The 17,194-nt window shown below is 39.9% G+C and carries 11 protein-coding genes and 1 pseudogene; 9 read left to right on the top strand and 3 right to left on the bottom strand.

Annotation, left to right across the window (positions count from 1 at the left end; genetic code table 11):
- Positions 1-72: 72 nt before the first annotated feature.
- Positions 73-1,245 carry a cation:proton antiporter gene (locus B5P37_RS05555; RefSeq protein WP_085237300.1) on the bottom strand — a complete coding sequence of 391 codons (1,173 nt, stop codon included), beginning with the start codon at positions 1,243-1,245 and terminating at the stop codon, positions 73-75.
- A 5-nt stretch (positions 1,246-1,250) separates the two neighbouring features.
- Complete coding sequence (locus B5P37_RS05550) at positions 1,251-1,736, bottom strand: cation:proton antiporter regulatory subunit (RefSeq protein WP_085237299.1); 486 nt, start codon at positions 1,734-1,736, stop codon at positions 1,251-1,253.
- Between the two features lie 149 nt (positions 1,737-1,885).
- Between B5P37_RS05550 and B5P37_RS05545 the strand changes: the two genes are divergently transcribed.
- The 4 genes from B5P37_RS05545 to B5P37_RS05530 all read left to right on the top strand — a co-directional run bounded on the left by B5P37_RS05545 (position 1,886) and on the right by B5P37_RS05530 (position 6,673).
- Positions 1,886-2,329, top strand: a complete 444-nt coding sequence (locus B5P37_RS05545) for a (4Fe-4S)-binding protein (protein ID WP_085237298.1) — start codon at positions 1,886-1,888, stop codon at positions 2,327-2,329.
- Positions 2,330-2,345: 16 nt separating this feature from the next.
- Positions 2,346-3,236 (top strand): VOC family protein, encoded by an 891-nt coding sequence (locus B5P37_RS05540; RefSeq protein WP_085237297.1) that lies wholly within the window; start codon positions 2,346-2,348, stop codon positions 3,234-3,236.
- Between the two features lie 352 nt (positions 3,237-3,588).
- Entirely contained in the window at positions 3,589-5,217 is a 1,629-nt protein-coding gene (locus tag B5P37_RS05535; protein WP_085237296.1) for an alpha-keto acid decarboxylase family protein, read from the top strand.
- Positions 5,218-5,476: 259 nt separating this feature from the next.
- Positions 5,477-6,673, top strand: a complete 1,197-nt coding sequence (locus B5P37_RS05530) for an MFS transporter (RefSeq protein ID WP_085237295.1) — start codon at positions 5,477-5,479, stop codon at positions 6,671-6,673.
- Between the two features lie 192 nt (positions 6,674-6,865).
- Here the strand turns inward: B5P37_RS05530 and B5P37_RS05525 are convergent, their stop codons facing one another.
- Positions 6,866-11,269 (bottom strand): endo-alpha-N-acetylgalactosaminidase family protein, encoded by a 4,404-nt coding sequence (locus B5P37_RS05525; RefSeq protein ID WP_085237294.1) that lies wholly within the window; start codon positions 11,267-11,269, stop codon positions 6,866-6,868.
- Positions 11,270-11,671: 402 nt separating this feature from the next.
- Between B5P37_RS05525 and B5P37_RS05520 the strand changes: the two genes are divergently transcribed.
- From B5P37_RS05520 to B5P37_RS05500, 5 genes and pseudogenes are all read left to right on the top strand, one after another.
- Complete coding sequence (locus B5P37_RS05520) at positions 11,672-12,382, top strand: GntR family transcriptional regulator (protein ID WP_085237293.1); 711 nt, start codon at positions 11,672-11,674, stop codon at positions 12,380-12,382.
- Between the two features lie 22 nt (positions 12,383-12,404).
- Positions 12,405-13,520, top strand: coding sequence for an SIS domain-containing protein (locus B5P37_RS05515; RefSeq protein ID WP_085237292.1), 1,116 nt, complete (start codon positions 12,405-12,407; stop codon positions 13,518-13,520).
- Between the two features lie 5 nt (positions 13,521-13,525).
- Positions 13,526-14,464, top strand: a complete 939-nt coding sequence (locus B5P37_RS05510; protein WP_085237291.1) for a 1-phosphofructokinase family hexose kinase — start codon at positions 13,526-13,528, stop codon at positions 14,462-14,464.
- Entirely contained in the window at positions 14,458-15,399 is a 942-nt protein-coding gene (locus B5P37_RS05505; RefSeq protein ID WP_085237290.1) for a tagatose 1,6-diphosphate aldolase, read from the top strand. The genes B5P37_RS05510 and B5P37_RS05505 overlap by 7 nt, the downstream gene beginning before the upstream one ends.
- A 12-nt stretch (positions 15,400-15,411) precedes the next feature.
- Positions 15,412-17,183 (top strand): annotated as a pseudogene (locus tag B5P37_RS05500) (glycoside hydrolase family 35 protein).
- Positions 17,184-17,194 lie beyond the last annotated feature (11 nt).

Genomic DNA, 17,194 nt, shown 5'->3' with positions numbered 1-17,194 from the left:
AACGGTATATAAAAACTCACTTCACTGATAACAATGTGATTGTCGCGTTATCGTAAAGTGAGTGGCTATGCTTTAAGATGCATTATGAAAAGCGTGTTGTTTTTTAGATTTGAAAACATATTTTGCAATTTTAGGGGCAAATTGAAAGAGCGTTACACCTATAATAGCCGAGACCAGAATAAAGATACCGCTCAGTGTTTTAATCTGTGATGATGCAAAGCCTGCAATAATCATTGAAAATTCACCGCGTTGTGTAAATGATAATCCAGCACGCAATGCAGGTGTAGAATGGAGCCCAAATTGTTTACCGCCGATATAGCCAACCGCCATTTTAGAAATGATAGACCATAGAATGAGGATGACCAAAACGGGGATGTTCGAAATACCTGAAGTGAGTTCGATAGACAAACCGAAATTGATAAAGAAAATGGGCATTAAGAGGTCGCGTAAGTTACGTACACTTTGTTGTAACATCGAGGTTTTACGCGTTTCTGCAAGCATAATCCCTGCTAAAAAAGCACCGAAAACTTCAGATAAGCCGAGTTGAATAGCAAAGCCTGCATAAATTAGGCTGGTCCCTACAAGAAATAAAATAAAGAAATCTTCATTAACATATTTTTCAACAAAAGCACTGAGCTTTTTGAATACAAAGTGGCCAAGTGCAATAGCGCCTATAAGTAATAAGAAAATTTTAACAAAGACGAATAATAAATTGGATGCTGATAAAGTTTGACTGATAAACATACTTGCAATGATAGTGACAAGTAATGGAGAAACAATATCTTCGAAGACGAGTAAACCGAGAATGAAGTTCGAGTCTTTTGTTGTCATTCGATGATTTTTTTCTAGCAGTTTCACTGTAATAGATGAACTGGTTGCATAGACAATTCCCCCTAATAATAGCGCGATTTCAATAGGCTGTTTCATGATGAGAAGCAGGATTACAGTCACGCCGAAAGACAAAAAGAGGTCTAACAATCCAGCTTTATAAATGTTAAGTGCGAGTTTTTTTAGTTGGTTGATAGGAAACGCCATTCCTAGCATGAAAAACATGAGTACAATACCGATTTCAGCAATGAATGTCAATAGATCAGAATGCTGAACAAAAAAAGCAAGTATAATGCCAATGAGTAAAAAAATGATAATATCAGGGATGAAAAAGCGATTTGCTAGGTAGCTACTTATAAAAAGTAGGAAGAGTAAGAGACCACTAATAAGGATATCATGTAGTTCAAAAAAAGCCATATGTGTCACCTTTCGGGGCGACAAGCGGCATTAAATTCAGAAACAGCATCATTATAGCCAATGACGAGCAAGATATCGCCTTCATAAATAATCTCGCTAGCATCCGGTTTAGGAATGATATCTGGGCCTCGGTTGATTCCTACAATATTAACTCCTTCAGGCACGCGATGTTCGGCCTGTGCAATATGAATGCCCTTTAGAGGGGAGTTTGCACCTACTTTAATCCAATCTATAAGCATCTGTTTGCGCATAAGCGTAAAACGTTCAAATGCTTGTTTTTCCATCGTATCGTGATTAACATCCATTAGTTTTAAAGCGACTTCTCTCGCTTCAGTTGGATTTAATCCTATATTGGCAAGGACATCCTCATCATCATCTGTAATATAAATTTCTCGTTTACCATTGTAATGTAGAATAATGTGTATCGTTTCGTTGTTCGTCGTTGTTAGACTATATTTTGTTCCGACTCCAGGAATGATTTGACCTTCCATTTGTTAACCTCCTTAGCTGAAAAGTATATTCGCTTTACTCAATTTAATTATCCAGAGTATAATTATTATACTTATATCATTAAATTATAGAGACTGTTTTATGAATGGTCAAATACTTCTGCAACGATTAAAAGAATGGAGTGGGGAAAATGGTAAAACAATACACAGGAGAAAAAGTGAATGTTCATTTTGAACCAGGGCGTTGTGTTCACGCAGCGGAATGTGTGCGGGGGTTAAGTGACGTTTTTGATGTTGAAAAGAGACCGTGGATTCAACCGGATAACGCAGAGGTCACAGATGTGATTAAAGTTGTAGAACGCTGTCCAAGTGGTGCACTTACTTATGAATGTAAGTCAGGTGTATTAGAGTCACATCCTGAAACAAGAGTTGCCTATGGTGATGATGGGGAGCTCTTTATATACGGTGATTTTAAGTTAGTACAAGATGATAAAGTGGTGCGCTTGAATCGTGCTATTTTGACAAGTGACTTATCGAAAACAGAGTCGCCGCCATTTTATACTAAAAGCTTCCAAGAACAAAGTGATAAAACACAATATTATAAACCTATTCAAGATGAAGCAAATAAATATTAAGCAGGAGGTATGACGAATGGAACCCATCAAAAATATCCATCATATATCGGCAATTGTAGGGCATCCTAAAGAAAATAAAGATTTTTATGAAAAGGTTTTAAATTTGAGATTGGTAAAGAAAACGGTAAATTTTGATGATCCCGGGACATATCATCTCTATTTTGCCAATGACAATGTAGATTCGGGTTCGGTGATGACATTTTTCCCTTGGGCGAAGGCGCATCATGGTCGAGTAGGAAGTGGACAAGTTGGACGCATTGCATTTCGAATCCCTAAAAATTCTAAAGCGTACTGGTTAGAACATTTAAAAGCAAACCAAATTGAAATAACAGAAACAGAACGATTCCGTTATCCCACTATTGAATTTGAAGATATTCACGGACTTGATCTAGCATTGGTTGAAACGGATGAAGAAAGTGACAACCATCATATTTTAGGTTTTCATGGTACGGTACTATTATCGTTGCGACCAGTAGAAACGTTAAAAGAATTGGTGAATGATTTGGGTTTAATTGAACTTGAACATGATGCTACACATTTTCATCTTGAAACGGCGAGTGATTTTAAACATCACATCATTATTCCTAAAAATCCCTTACCAGAAGGAAGATGGGGTGTTGGGACAGTTCATCATATTGCGTGGTCTGTAGATGATGATGACGTCCATCTTGCTTGGCAATCCTATTTAATAGGGCAAGGTTATCATGTGACAGAGATAAAAGACCGTCATTATTTCAAAGCGCTTTATACAAAAGAGCGCGGTCACATTATTTTTGAATGGGCGACTGTGACACCTGGTTTTGATCGAGATGAGTCTAAAAGTCAACTTGGTCAAAAAGTGATGTTGCCTCCGCAATATGAAGCCAATCGAGAAGCCATATTGTCAAAATTACCTTATTTGGATTGATTATTGTGCTTGAGATGAAACAAGCGGATGAATTATGTGTTATGAAAGCAAGATTATTTAAATTTAAAATAAACTTTATTTGCTTATTGCCATAGTTTGAATACTAATTCATTTACATTTTTGAATGGGAGGCGTATCATAATAAGTGAGGCAGGTGTCCGTTTACTGAAATAAGCTTTTAATGAGGCTTTGAAGCTGAGGCATGTGGTTGTCCGCTTTCAAATGACTATCGAGAAAAATCAACACATACGGATTCGTATATGATCCTTTTGCACCTGTTTCGTTATTCTTTTATGGATTCGTTTGATATCATTGCGTAACGCTATGTGTAATTTATGTAGAGGTGAAAGATATGAAAGTAAGAATTGGTAAATTAATTATGGATGAATTAAGTCGTTATGGCGTCGAAAAAGTTTTCGGTGTACCTGGAGATTACAATTTACCATTTTTAGATGATGTCATCGCCCATGAAAATATGGAATGGGTCGGTAATGCAAATGAGTTAAACGCAAGTTATGCTGCAGATGGTTATGCCCGCATAAAAGGATTAGGTGCATTAGTAACGACGTATGGTGTTGGAGAATTGAGTGCTATCAATGGGATTGGAGGCGCATTTGCAGAGCGTGTTCCAGTTGTACAAATTGTAGGTGCACCACCTACAATTTCAGCACGTAATGGAGATTATCGTCATCATACATTAGGAGAAGGTAACTACAACGACTTTACAAATATGTATGGCCCTGTATCTGCATATCAAGTTGAAATCACACCAGAAAATGCAGTCACTGAAATTCCTTATGCGATTCGCATGGCATATGAGCATAAACGTCCTGTGCATATTCATTTGCCAATTGATGTTTCAACACAAGAAGTTGAATTCTCAGAGTATAAAATCAATCAAATTTTACCTTCTATCGATACACAAGTTATGGTAGAAAAAATCGAAACGGCATTAAAACAAGCTAAAAGTCCAGTCGTGATTGTGGGACGTGAAATCAACGCTTTTCGTTTGGAAAGTGAGTTTGAAACATTTGTGGCACATACGAATTTGCCAGTTGCACAATTAAACTTTGGTAAAGGTGCTATAGATGAACATTCTCCAAATTATATCGGTATTTATAGCGGTAAAACATCGGAGGATGCCGTTAGAAAATTAGTGGATGAAAGTGACTTGATTCTCAACATTGGTGCAAAATTAACGGACGCCGCAACAGCACAATTTTCACAAGGTTTTGACATGGCTCATGTGGTCTTCATCAATGAAAATGATGTAAAAGTGAGTGACACACATTATCGACAAGTCCGCTTAAAAGATGTTTTAGAAGGACTTGCAACAATCGATTATCATTATGATCAACCGATTGACAGTTTCGAATCTACACGTCAAAAAGTAGAAGTGGAAGATGTAGAAGCACCGATTACGCAGGAAATTTATCAACAACTCATGAATGAATTTGTCAAACCTCATGATATCGTTGTTGCGGAACAAGGGACATCATTCTTTATCGGTGCGGATATTCCATTAGGTAAAGACAATGCATTCGTTGCACAACCATTATGGGGATCTATTGGTTATACATTGCCAGCGTTACTAGGTACGCAGCTTGCTGATACAGAAAGACGTAATATTTTAATGATTGGTGATGGTTCGTTACAATTAACGGTTCAAGCATTTTCGACAATACTCAAATGGAATTTAAAACCTATTGTATTCGTTATCAATAATGATGGCTACACTATAGAAAGAAAAATTCATGGGGAACGTGCGGTTTATAATGATATCCCAATGTGGCAAAATGCAGAGTTACCAAAAATGATGACAACTGAAAATAAAGCGTTGGCAACTTATCAGGCGAAAACTGTCAAAGCGCTTCGTGAAGTGTTACAACGCGTTGAACAAGCCCCTGATAAAATGCATGTCATCGAAGTATTTATGGATAAAGATGATGCACCAAAAACATTATTAGGCTTAAAAGAATAATAAAAGCGTTTACAGCAACGCAATTAAGATTATAACAATAACGTCAATCTCACGAATCACACCCTCACAAAATTCATTCAAATGCATTTTGTGGGGGTTTAATCATTTTTTAAAGCCAGTTAGATATAAGTGAGATTGAGAGAAATCGGGAGGTAAACATTTCACTATATTCAGCGCCACTTTATATTACATAGAGTTTTGACAAAATTCTGATTATATGGAATAAATAAGATAAGGTTGAAATGAGGAGTGAATCAACATGAGCGTTAAAACAGTCATCTTATTCTTATTTACTATCTTGTCATCATTAGGTATGCGCATTTTTAGTTTTGCTTGTGCCTTTTATATTTTGTGCTACACCGACAATCCCACGGCTTTTACCCTCTATTTAGTTGCCATTGTTACTTCTAGCGTCATGGTCCCTTTGTGGCTCGAACGAGATACAGAAAATGATTTCAATAAAAAAATAGGAATGATCTTACATTTGTTAAATATCATCTTGTTGTTTGTATTTACAGTGATGTTTGATACATATTTTAACTATATTATCATTTTAGGAGTGATTCTCCATGTGACGCATCAAGTGATGGCACATCTAATGACTAAAAATGTACAGCATATGGTTCCAGCAGAGATCCTTGAACGTTTCATTTCATGGTGTGAAACGTATCATGTCTCTCTTAATATTTTAGCACCGGTAATCAGTGGCTTATTCATCGGCTACATCAATATTGAACATTTTGCGCTGTTTCATTTAATGACAGAAGTGTGTGCTTTATTTTGTTTATTAGCACTTCCGTTTGAAGATGTTGCGCAGTTTAGCAATGAACGTACACGACAGGGCTTTCGACCACGTTTATCATTGTTATTAGATAAGAAAGAAGTCTCTCGATTACTCTTCACAGCGTTTATCGTTAATTTTCTTATCAGTGCATTCTCGATTGCGATGCCGATTATTGCGATTCAAGTGATTCATCTTCATGCGTATCAATTTGGCATAGTTGAAGCTGGCTACATGGTGGGTTGGGCAATGATGATGCGGATTTTTCCACATTATATCGCACATCGCGCCTTGAAAAAGTCGTATCAAATTTCAATCTTATTACAAGCTTTAACCTTGTTGTTGTTGGGGATGATTCTGATGCTGGTGCACAATCTCATTGTCGCAGTGCTGTTGCTATTGATTTTGAATACTTTAGTTGGACTATCTCGGCCGTTATCACAACAGCTTGTCCGTGCTTATGTTGGGAAAACAGTGAGGAATAATCATCACAAAGCAGGAATCTTAACACTGAGCGATACCATCAGTCAAATGTCTATACCGATTTCGCTTTTATGTTTCGGATTGTTGCTGAACCTACATCAAGCCATAGTTTGTTTAAGTGCATCATTTTTGATATTTGTTATGTGGATTTACTTCACGAGATTTTTTAAACGGGATTTTCAAGTAGAGTGAGAAAATGGGGCACATGTCACTCAAATAAGCCAATGCATCAAAGTGGTTTCATCATTTAAAAAAGACAGAAGCGAACGAAGTTGAAAATGAGGTATTCGCCTTCTTCAATTTCGTTCGCTTTATATCCGTGACATGAATCGCCATCTGACCGCTCATATTTGTTCGGGTATTGGGATCATTTCTAGGATGCTGTTACTTTGTTTTATGCTGTTTTCGTATGCCCAATCCTGTTAAAATCGCACCGAAAATGACTGCCATAAGTGGACCGCGTTCGGAACGTGTTGGGTCACCTGTGTGCGGTAATTCAACGGGATGTGCGGCATTCGATGGAACGGCTGACACAGTTTGTGTAGGGGCTGTTGTTACAGGAAGGACACGCACTGCCTCTGACTGTGATTGATGAGTAGCCACTCGATGTGTGTTGTCATTTGCGATAGGTAAATCTAGACGGCTGTGAGTCAACGTTGATGCCGTCATGTTTGTCTCTGTTATCGTCTCCCATTGCTTGTGCATAGGACTTTCTTCATGTGTGATTCCCACATGGTTGTTGTCGGAAGACGCCGTATGATGGGATGGAAGTGTATCAGGCGCCTTTGTTTGTTCGGTCGTATCTTGAGTTGTCTTTGGATCATCTTGTGGATGGGCCATAGAAGGGGCATCTAACTTACGAATTGTTAAGTTATCAAGGATGAAATCTTTGGTCCCTTCAAAATTGATTTGATTGTTGTTAGTGACGCCTCTTGAATCGGCTGGTACATCAGTAGAATAGATGCCAATCCACGTCTGACCATTTTGATCACCTGTAATATTAAAGGTCACGCGCTGTGGACCATTTTGATCGATTGTATTTTCCAACGGTGATAATTTGAAATCACGATTTTTAGAAATGTCACCACTGCCTGTTGCAAAGGCATAAGTGTTGTCAGAGCCTGACTCGTAATCAAACGACACTTCATACTTTGCTCCGGGTTCAAAGTAAAAGTTTTGTGGAATGGTTTGAATGAGCATCTTATTTTTTTCGGTTTGTCCGTTTACTTTTAATGACCATTGGCCTGCAATTACATCATTGACCCGTTTATGATTCCAGCCTCTTTGTGTGTAAGGGGCGTTTTTCTCTGATAAGTGAATGCGGTTATCTTCCACCCCTTCTGCTTCTGAGACTACAAAAGGAAACAAGCCTTGTGGCACATTTTCAAAATCTTGATAGAACACACCATCACGATAGAGATGAGCGTCATTTTCGACGACCCGAATATCATCGAAATAGGTTGCGCCTTCTCCGGCATCACGTTGAATGGTGAAATCGACTTGACCGTCTTCAGGTGCGACAAAGTAGAGATACATATTTTGGAAATAACTCTCACCATTTGGGTACGTGGCAGAATTTGGACTCGTATTATGTGCGTCCGCTTTAACATAATTTTTAGCAATGGATTGTCCGGTTTGATTGCTCGCAAGTGTTTTTCCTTGATGTGACACGCGGATATGTGTCAGTGCTTGACTGCGATTGTCTACGCCGACATACAAAGCATAACGTTGACCCGGCACTAAATCTGTCAATGACTGTGTCAGTTGTGTTTCTTGCGCCGGACTATCAATTTTGAGCATGTCATTGGACGAGACCGACTTAGTGATGCTGACTTGTGGTGCATCTCCTGTTATCGTCCAAGATGACAATTGTTGTGAGTTAAAGCCTGTATCCGTCACATGTACCCCTTCACTCCAATGCACATCTGTGTTGTCAGGTTGTATTGTCGGATAGATAACATAAGGTGTTTCGGCTTTAATATCGTCCAGTGTAATTTGATGCGCTTGAACTGGGATGATACGCGGTGCGAGGCGACCCGTTTCAGTCAGCTCGTAAACGACAACTTGATTCGTTTGCCATGTATCCGGTAATGTCCACGTCGTTGTGCCACCGTTTTTATTCCAATGATATAGTTTCTGTTGATCGCCTGTGAGCGGTTGGCCTTGTGCATCCCAATTCCATGGGAGCAAATACGTCTCACCGTCTAAAACGGTTTGTCCATTCAATGTGATAGTACGTGAACGATAGTTGGCGAGATCATTTTCGTAATCGTTCGATTTCCGTGTGACTGTAACTTGATCGCCGGCATCATTTTGTAAATCGACTTGCATCTCGGGTGTCCAATCGATTGTTTGGTTGTTAGCGGTCATTTTCACAGGGTGCCCGTCTTTAATGCGCATGACTTTGTAATGTTGTAAAAATTTTGTAGGTAAGTCGACGTTGAAAATGTTTTTAATATAGCTAGCATAATCATTGCGCCCTTGCCAACCTTCGAAGTCTTTCATACTGTAACCACCAAGTAATGGGAATTCAGCTGCACCTGAATATGAAGAATAGTCTCCCACCCAAGAATCCTTTTGGTGATTGCGAATAAATCGGGCGACTTCAGAGTTGATCCCTTTATATGCGAATCCACCGTAAGTTAAATCAGCTGCCCAATGTTGGAACGTTGAATCGTATTCCATACCATGACCCCATTCAACACCAACGCGCCAGCCAAGGTCATTTAGTTCTTTGGCGAGTTGGTGCGATGGCCAAGCAGTATTATCTCCAGATTGACCATTGCCCCAAACGTCGACGTAAATGAAATCAAGACGATCACCAACAATGTCTTTTAATGCTTGGAAACGTTTTTGACGTCCGTGTGTCAAATCATAATCGGCATCGATGTTAAATCCTTGATCGAGCCAATTCCATCCATAGCTGTAAGTTCCATCCTCGTGCTTCATGAGCAAGTCAGGGTTGAAGACTTTTGATTCTGGATATGTTTCTGAGGCATTGATGTGTATCCCAAACCGTGCGCCGTAATCTGCCCCTTTCTTCAGAAGGGTATTAAAATCTTTTGCACCGCCCATCCGTTGCCCGATATTGGCGTAATCGAGATGTCCAGAATCGTGTCCCTCACTATTGTAGCCTTTTAATAAAATGGACTGTCCTAAACCGTCTGTATTGAGATAGAACTTTTTAACACCATCTAATGTTTTTAAAAATGGATTTTGTGCTTGTGAACCAAAATTCATGGCGATGCGATAGCCGACTAATTCGGGAACTTCTTCATAACCATATGGGTTGTTCATAATCGCACGGTATGCAATCGCGCCATCTTGCCAGTTGATTTCCCCGTCTTGATTCTCATCTTCTGCGATTGCAATTTTGACGTGAGGCAATAAGCCTTGTGCTTTAGCGTTAGGATGTTCAGGGGAAGGTTGGATAATCCATGGCATCGCACCTAATCCCACTGATACACCGTTTTCTATTGATATTGCTTGTGCCACGACACGTAAAAAGTCTTGATCCCCACCAACACCCATTTGGGCATTACTCCATAGTCCGGCGCTATAGTCATGATTCGACACGAAACCGTACATCATATAATCAGTGAAGTTTTCTGCAAAGTTGTGATCAATAGTATAGGCACGGTCACCACTTTGCATTGTGTTCGTTGACATTTTAGTTGTTTGAAGTGTGGCATTTTGCTGTTGGCTATTGATGGAAACGAGTGATTGATCAACAAAGGCAAAATTGCGAATAATATGGTTTGGGTCTGTAAGGTGATTGACATAATCTAGCATCTCTAAATCAACTGTACGATTGACAATAGAGAGACGGATTTTGAATGTTACATCAACAGTTCGTGCCTCGTTTTGTGCAATGAGTTCATATTCAGCCGTATGTGCATCGACTTTTTGATAGTTGACAGTTGGCGTAATGACTTCGTTATTGACGATGATTTGTCGTGCATCCACGACTTGTCCTGGAACCTTTTTGCCGTTTTTCAATGTGTATCCCTTTACAGCAGGAAACTTTTTATCGATTGTAGCAATCATATCTTCAGAAGTGAGTGTATCTATGTCAGACGATTCTTGTGTGACTGCTGCTCGTGTTAGTGTCTGTTGTGGGTTTGAAATCTGTACATTTTCACGCGGCAACGCAGCGAATGCTGATGTGTTGACCTGATTGTCATTTTCAGGTTGTTCGGATATCGGTGTCAGCGGTGCAACTGCATGTACGATATCATGCACCTCAACAGTCGGTATATCTTGTGGTGGTGATGTTGTAAGAGGTGTTGAAGTCGTCTTGTCTTCAACGATGAGTGGATCCATTCGGGATACATCAGCCTCTTTAGCGTTATCAGTAGAGAGACGCTTCTCCGGTTGAACTTGATCATTTGTTGCTTTAAGATGTGACGATGATCCTGTTTCAGTTTGTGGTGATGATTGGCCATTGTCACGTGTTGGTTGGGTTGCTGTTGTCACTTGTTCTGTGGATGTGTCGGTCTGAGTAGGTATTTTATCTATGACCTGAGATGCGGCATTGTCTTTTTCAGTACTTTGAGTCGGTTCGTCTTGATCGAGTTTACGTGTTGTTGTGTTGTCACTGGCAAGGGTGTCTACCGGCTCATGTAAACTGATGTGCGGTATGAGATCTTGTTCTGAGTTGGCTGCTGTGATTTCTGCGGCAGATGCGTGAGCCGCATGTGAAATGAATAATGTGACGCCTAATAATACAGATGAAGTTCCAATTGCATATTTTCGGATACCATAATTTTGTTTTTGTTGATTGACCATGATTCTATGCACTCCTCAAATGTTAATTAAATAAAATATATAACCAACAATTTATTTTGTAAACCCTTACATCATTGGTATGACAGTATTTAAGGTTGTTTTTGGGTCGTAAAATAATACCAGTTTTTAGGAGGATAAGGCCACTTCTAAAATAGTGGAAATGTACACCGGACATTGTTTTTAGAATTGTTAAAAAATTAACACGCTTGATAATTTTTGAAAGTGGTAATAACCAGATTAGTGCGAAAAAATTTTTTTAATCTGCATATTATTTCGTAATGAATACGATTTGATATCATAGAAATAGCGTTAATAAAGCGTAAATATTAAAATTAAAGTCTTTACAAAAATAATGAAGCACTTTATAATTTGAAGTGGTTATAACCAGTAGGTGGTGAAAAAATGTCTGAGAAATTGCCGTTATATTATCAAATCTATAAGGGCATTCATAGTCGTATTAAAGATGGCGTGTACAAAGAAGGGGACAAAATACCTTCTGAACGTAAACTTTGTGAGCAATTTGGTGTCAGTCGTATTACAGTTCGAGAAGCGCTCGATCGTTTAGAGAAAGATCATCTGATTAAGCGTGAGCATGGCAAAGGTTCGTTTGTACTCGGAAGTCAGTATACGCAATTTTTAAATGCACTTTATAGTTTTAAAGACGAGATAGAAAAAAATGGTGATGAGGCAAGTACAAAGATGTTGAGTATTAAGCTCATACCCTCTACCTCATTTTTACAAGAGAAAATGAATCTCACACCGTATCAATATGTTTATGAGCTTAAGCGCCTGAGGTTGTCTAACAACGTCCCATTGATTTATGAGGTCAGCTATTTACCGATGCGTTTTTGCGAAGGATTAGAACAGTTTGATTTTAATCGGGTTTCTTTATATGAAACACTTAATCATCATTATGGATTGCAAATTACGAATGCATATGAAAATTTGACAGCGAGTAAACTAAGTAAAGAGTATGCCAAATTATTGAATGGCACCCCTGATGACAGTTGTATGTTTATTGAACGTTTCAGTTATATGGAGGGGCATTTGATTGAGTTTACTCAAAGTGTCGCAAGCGGTCATAAATATAAATACACTGTGAAATTGATGTGAAAAATGGAATGGAGGCACTATTGTGTTATATGAGACAGATACTTATCGTGAAATAAAGCAACAACCAAAAACTTTACAAAAAACATTTAATATTGTTCAAGAAAAGCGAGCGGACTTTGAACAATTTGTTCGCCAAATTGAGCAACAGCACCCAGACAAAAAGTTGAAAGTGATGTTCACAGGGGCAGGTTCAAGTGCTTATGTTGGTGACGTCGTCCGCATGGCACGTCATACATCGGTCATGCCTCGTTTTGAGTTTGAATCCGTACCGACAACACATTTTGTGACAGATCCCCATCTGTATATCGATGCGGAAACGGTATATTTAATCGTATCGTTTGCACGCTCTGGCAATAGTCCAGAGACAAAAGCAACGGTAGAGTTTGCGAATACATTATCTCAAAATGTATATCACTTGTTTATTACGAACAATCAAGAAGGTTTTTTAGGTGCATATGATAGTGATGATGCCCACGTATTTAAAATTGTGTTACCTGAAGAGACGAATGATCAATCATTAGCGATGACATCGAGCTTTTCATCAATGTTATTCGCGAGTTACCTTCTTTTTGGTGGGACAGTCCATCCTCGTTTTTTTGACATAATGACAACGAATTTTGAATGGTTAGAACAACAAGCGAAAGCTGTGAATCAGCTTGATTTCTCAAAAGTCTTTTATGTGGCGACAGGGTTGATTGGTGAATTGACAAAAGAAGTCAGTTTGAAGCTTAACGAATTGACAGCTGGACAAACCGAAATTGCACGAGAAACGACGTTAGGTTTCAGACATGGACCAAAGGCGGGTTTAAGTAAAGATGCGATTTTCATTATGATGCGAAGTAATCAACCTTACCACCGTCAATATGAGGATGATTTAATTCGAGAGGTAGGGGAAGTGACAGATCGCTATAAAGTTTATATTTTAGATGGCCAAGATGATAAAGGTGCGCATACCGTCCAATTGCCAAACTCTGAAGCATTATCGGATATGGAGCTCGCTTTACAATATTTAATATTTGGTCAATTACTTGCTGCACAACGCGCTGATGCACTAGGTTTAAATCCGGATAATCCGAGCCCGGACGGTTTTATCAATCGTGTCGTTAAAGGGGTTACGATTTATCCTGTAAAAGGGTGATAGACATGATAGCAACACATACATTTAATCCTTCTGTGGATATAACGTATCAAATCAATCCATTAGTGGTGGGCGAGGTCCATCGTGTTCAACGGAAAATTGAAAACCCTGGAGGTAAAGGAATCAATGTCACAAAAGTGCTCCATCAGTTAGGTGCAACGCATTGTGCATTGGGGTATATCGGGGGTGCCAATGGCCAATGGATTGAGGAGACATTAACAGCGATGGGCATTACTAGTGCGTTCACACGGATTGAAGGGCAAACGAGACAAAGTATCGCACTGAATGATGGACAGTCACAGACGGAGATTCTCGAACAAGGCCCTACGATTTTAGCGGATGAGCAGCAAACGTATTTTGACACGATGATCGAGCAAACTGCAGGCGCTAAGGTGATGACGATCAGCGGTAGTTCTCCACAATTTGAAGGTCACTCCAAATTCGACCACATGGCGCGTATTTTACGTGCAACGGAACAAACCTATCATATTGTGGACACACATGCAGGAGAGTTGAAAGCATTATTACAAGCACAGCTTCCGATTCATTGCATCAAACCGAATCAGTCAGAATTTGAAATGTTAGTCGATGAGACAGATTTGACGATTGAGGATATTGCCCGAATATTGCAGACGCATGCGATGTTTGAGCATTGCGATGTCTTTTTAACGCTAGGGGGAGATGGCGCACTCGTGAAATGGCAGCAACAACTTTATCGTGCGACGATTCCGCATCAAGACATTGTCAATCCAGTGGGGTCTGGGGATTCAACTGTTGCCGGAATTGCTTATGGTGTTGAACAAGCGCTAGAACCCGAAGCATTGATTCGTCTCGCTTTAGCGTGTGGCACTTCAAACGCATTGCAAGAGCAAACAGGGTGCATAGATGTGGATCAAGTAGCGGAATTACAAAAAGAAATGAGAGTGGAGAGATATACATGGTGAAAGACTTAAGTCGTTTAGTAGATGAACAGGGGATTTATGCGGCGATAGCGGTAGATCAACGTGGTGCGTTAAGAAAATTACTCGGGGACGAGGCGAGTGAAGCGGATATGTCACTTTTCAAAAAGATGGTTGCTGAAGTCCTCACACCACAGGCATCGAGTTTCTTAGTCGATCCCGAATACGGTCTTGCGGCAGCAAAAGCAAACGATGCGCACTCAGGATTGATTTTATCTTATGAGCAGACGGGTTATGATACGTCTCGACCTGGGCGGTTACCACGATTGATTGAAGATCAAAGTGTCAGACGTTTACGTGAAGTGGGCGCGGATGCCGTCAAATTTTTACTTTACTACGATGTCGATGAGCCGGATGCCATCAATCAGAAAAAGCAAGCGATGATTGAACGAATCGGTGCGGAATGTCAGGCCGAAAACATCCCGTTTTTGCTTGAAATTTTGACTTATGATGACACGATTGGTGATGAAAAGGGCGCTGCATTTGCTAAAGTGCGTCCACATAAGGTAAATGAAGCCATGCGTGTCTTTAGTGAACCGCGTTTTCAAGTCGACACATTAAAGGTGGAAATCCCAGTCAACATGAACTTTGTAGAAGGATTCGGTGAAGAAACGGTGATGACGCAAGCCGAAGCAGCAGCAGCATTTAAAGCGCAAGATGCATCAACAGACTTACCTTATATCTATTTGAGTGGGGGTGTCTCTGCCCAACTCTTTATGGATTCGTTACAGTTTGCTGCGGATCATGGCGCACATTTTAACGGTATTTTATGTGGTCGTGCGACATGGAAAGGTGCAACAGAGGTCTTTGTAAAAGCAGGAGAGAAAGCAGCGACAACATGGTTGGAAACAACAGGTCTTGCACATTTACAAGCATTGAATGAAGTCAATAGAAAGACAGCTACATCAATTCAATCCTAATGGGGTGATGACGTGAATCGTTTTGAAATCAAAGATACGTTTTTATTAGATGGACAACCGATTCAAATTTTATCCGGTGCGATTCATTATTTTAGAATACCGAGAGATGATTGGGAGGACTCTTTGTATAATTTGAAAGCACTAGGGTTTAACACTGTAGAAACGTATGTACCTTGGAATTTTCATGAAACGGTAGAAGATACGTATGATTTTACAGGGCATAAAGATTTAAAATATTTCATCGAATGTGCACAATCACAAGGGCTTTATGTGATTGTGCGCCCCTCCCCTTATATTTGTGCGGAATGGGAGTTCGGAGGCTTTCCCGCATGGTTACTCAATGATCGGACGATGCGCATTCGTTCAAGAGATCAAGCTTATTTGGCTAAAGTTAAAAAATACTATCATGCGCTTTTCAAAATTTTAACCCCTTTACAAGTGGATCAAGGGGGCCTATCATTATGATGCAAGTCGAAAATGAATATGGTTCATTTGGACAAGATCACGTTTACTTACGCGCATTGGCAGAGATGATGCGTCAAGAAGGTGTCACCGTTCCATTGTTCACTTCTGATGGGGCATGGGATCAATGTTTACGTGCAGGAAGTCTGATTGAAGATGACATTTTACCGACAGGCAATTTCGGTTCTCGGACGATTCAAAACTTTGACAATTTAAAGGTGTACCAACAAGAATTTGGCAAAAAATGGCCCCTCATGTGTATGGAATTTTGGGATGGCTGGTTTAATCGTTGGGGCGAACCTGTGATTAAACGCGATAGTGATGATTTAGCTGAAGAAGTACGTCATGCCGTGCAGCTTGGTTCCCTGAACTTATACATGTTTCATGGAGGGACAAATTTCGGTTTCTGGAATGGGTGTTCCGCACGAGGGACGAAAGATTTACCACAAGTGACCTCTTATGATTATCATGCGCCTTTGGATGAAGTAGGGAATCCGACACAGAAATACTTTGCATTGCAAGCGATGCTAAAAGAGGAAATACCTGATATTGTGCAGCATGAGCCGAGAAGGAAAACGTTAATGGCCATTCAAGATATTCCGTTACGCGCTAAAGTGAATCTATTCGAAATTCTTGAAGAGATTTCAACAAAAACAACGGCTTTTTATCCACAAACGATGGAAGAAGCGGGTTCAGGTTATGGCTATATGGTTTATCGTACACATATTCATAAAGCGACAGAACAAGAGAAGTTGCGCCTTGTGGATGCCAGAGATCGTGTCCATTGCTTTGTGGATCATGAACATGTGTACACGGCATATCAGGAAGAAATAGGGGATACTTTTGAAGTGACACTCTCATCTGCGCAACCGCAAGTCGATGTGCTCGTTGAAAATATGGGGCGAGTCAATTACGGTTACAAATTGTTAGCACCGACACAGCGCAAAGGATTGGGCCAAGGCTTAATGCAAGATTTACACTTTGTTCAGGAGTGGGAGCAGTTTGATATCGATTTCGACCGACTCAAATCAGACCATTTTAACGGCAAGTGGTCGGCACAGCAACCGGCTTTTTACCAGTACACATTTGATGTCGATGTGCCTCAACCTACGCATATTGATGTAAGCGGTTTCGGAAAAGGGATCGTTATCGTGAATGGGATCAACATCGGTCGTTATTGGGAAGTAGGCCCTTCACAATCCTTATATATCCCCAAGTCGTTCTTAAAAGAAGGGCACAATGAATTGATTGTGTTTGATTCAGAAGGGAAATATGCAGAACAGATTCAATTAATGGCAACACCAAAATTTTCTAATGTATAGGAGAGATTGAT

This window comes from Staphylococcus lutrae (assembly GCF_002101335.1).
Classification (GTDB): Bacteria; Bacillota; Bacilli; order Staphylococcales; family Staphylococcaceae; genus Staphylococcus; species Staphylococcus lutrae.
The sequence above is the reverse complement of the archived record's forward strand: the minus strand, read 5'-3'. Positions and strand labels throughout refer to the sequence as shown.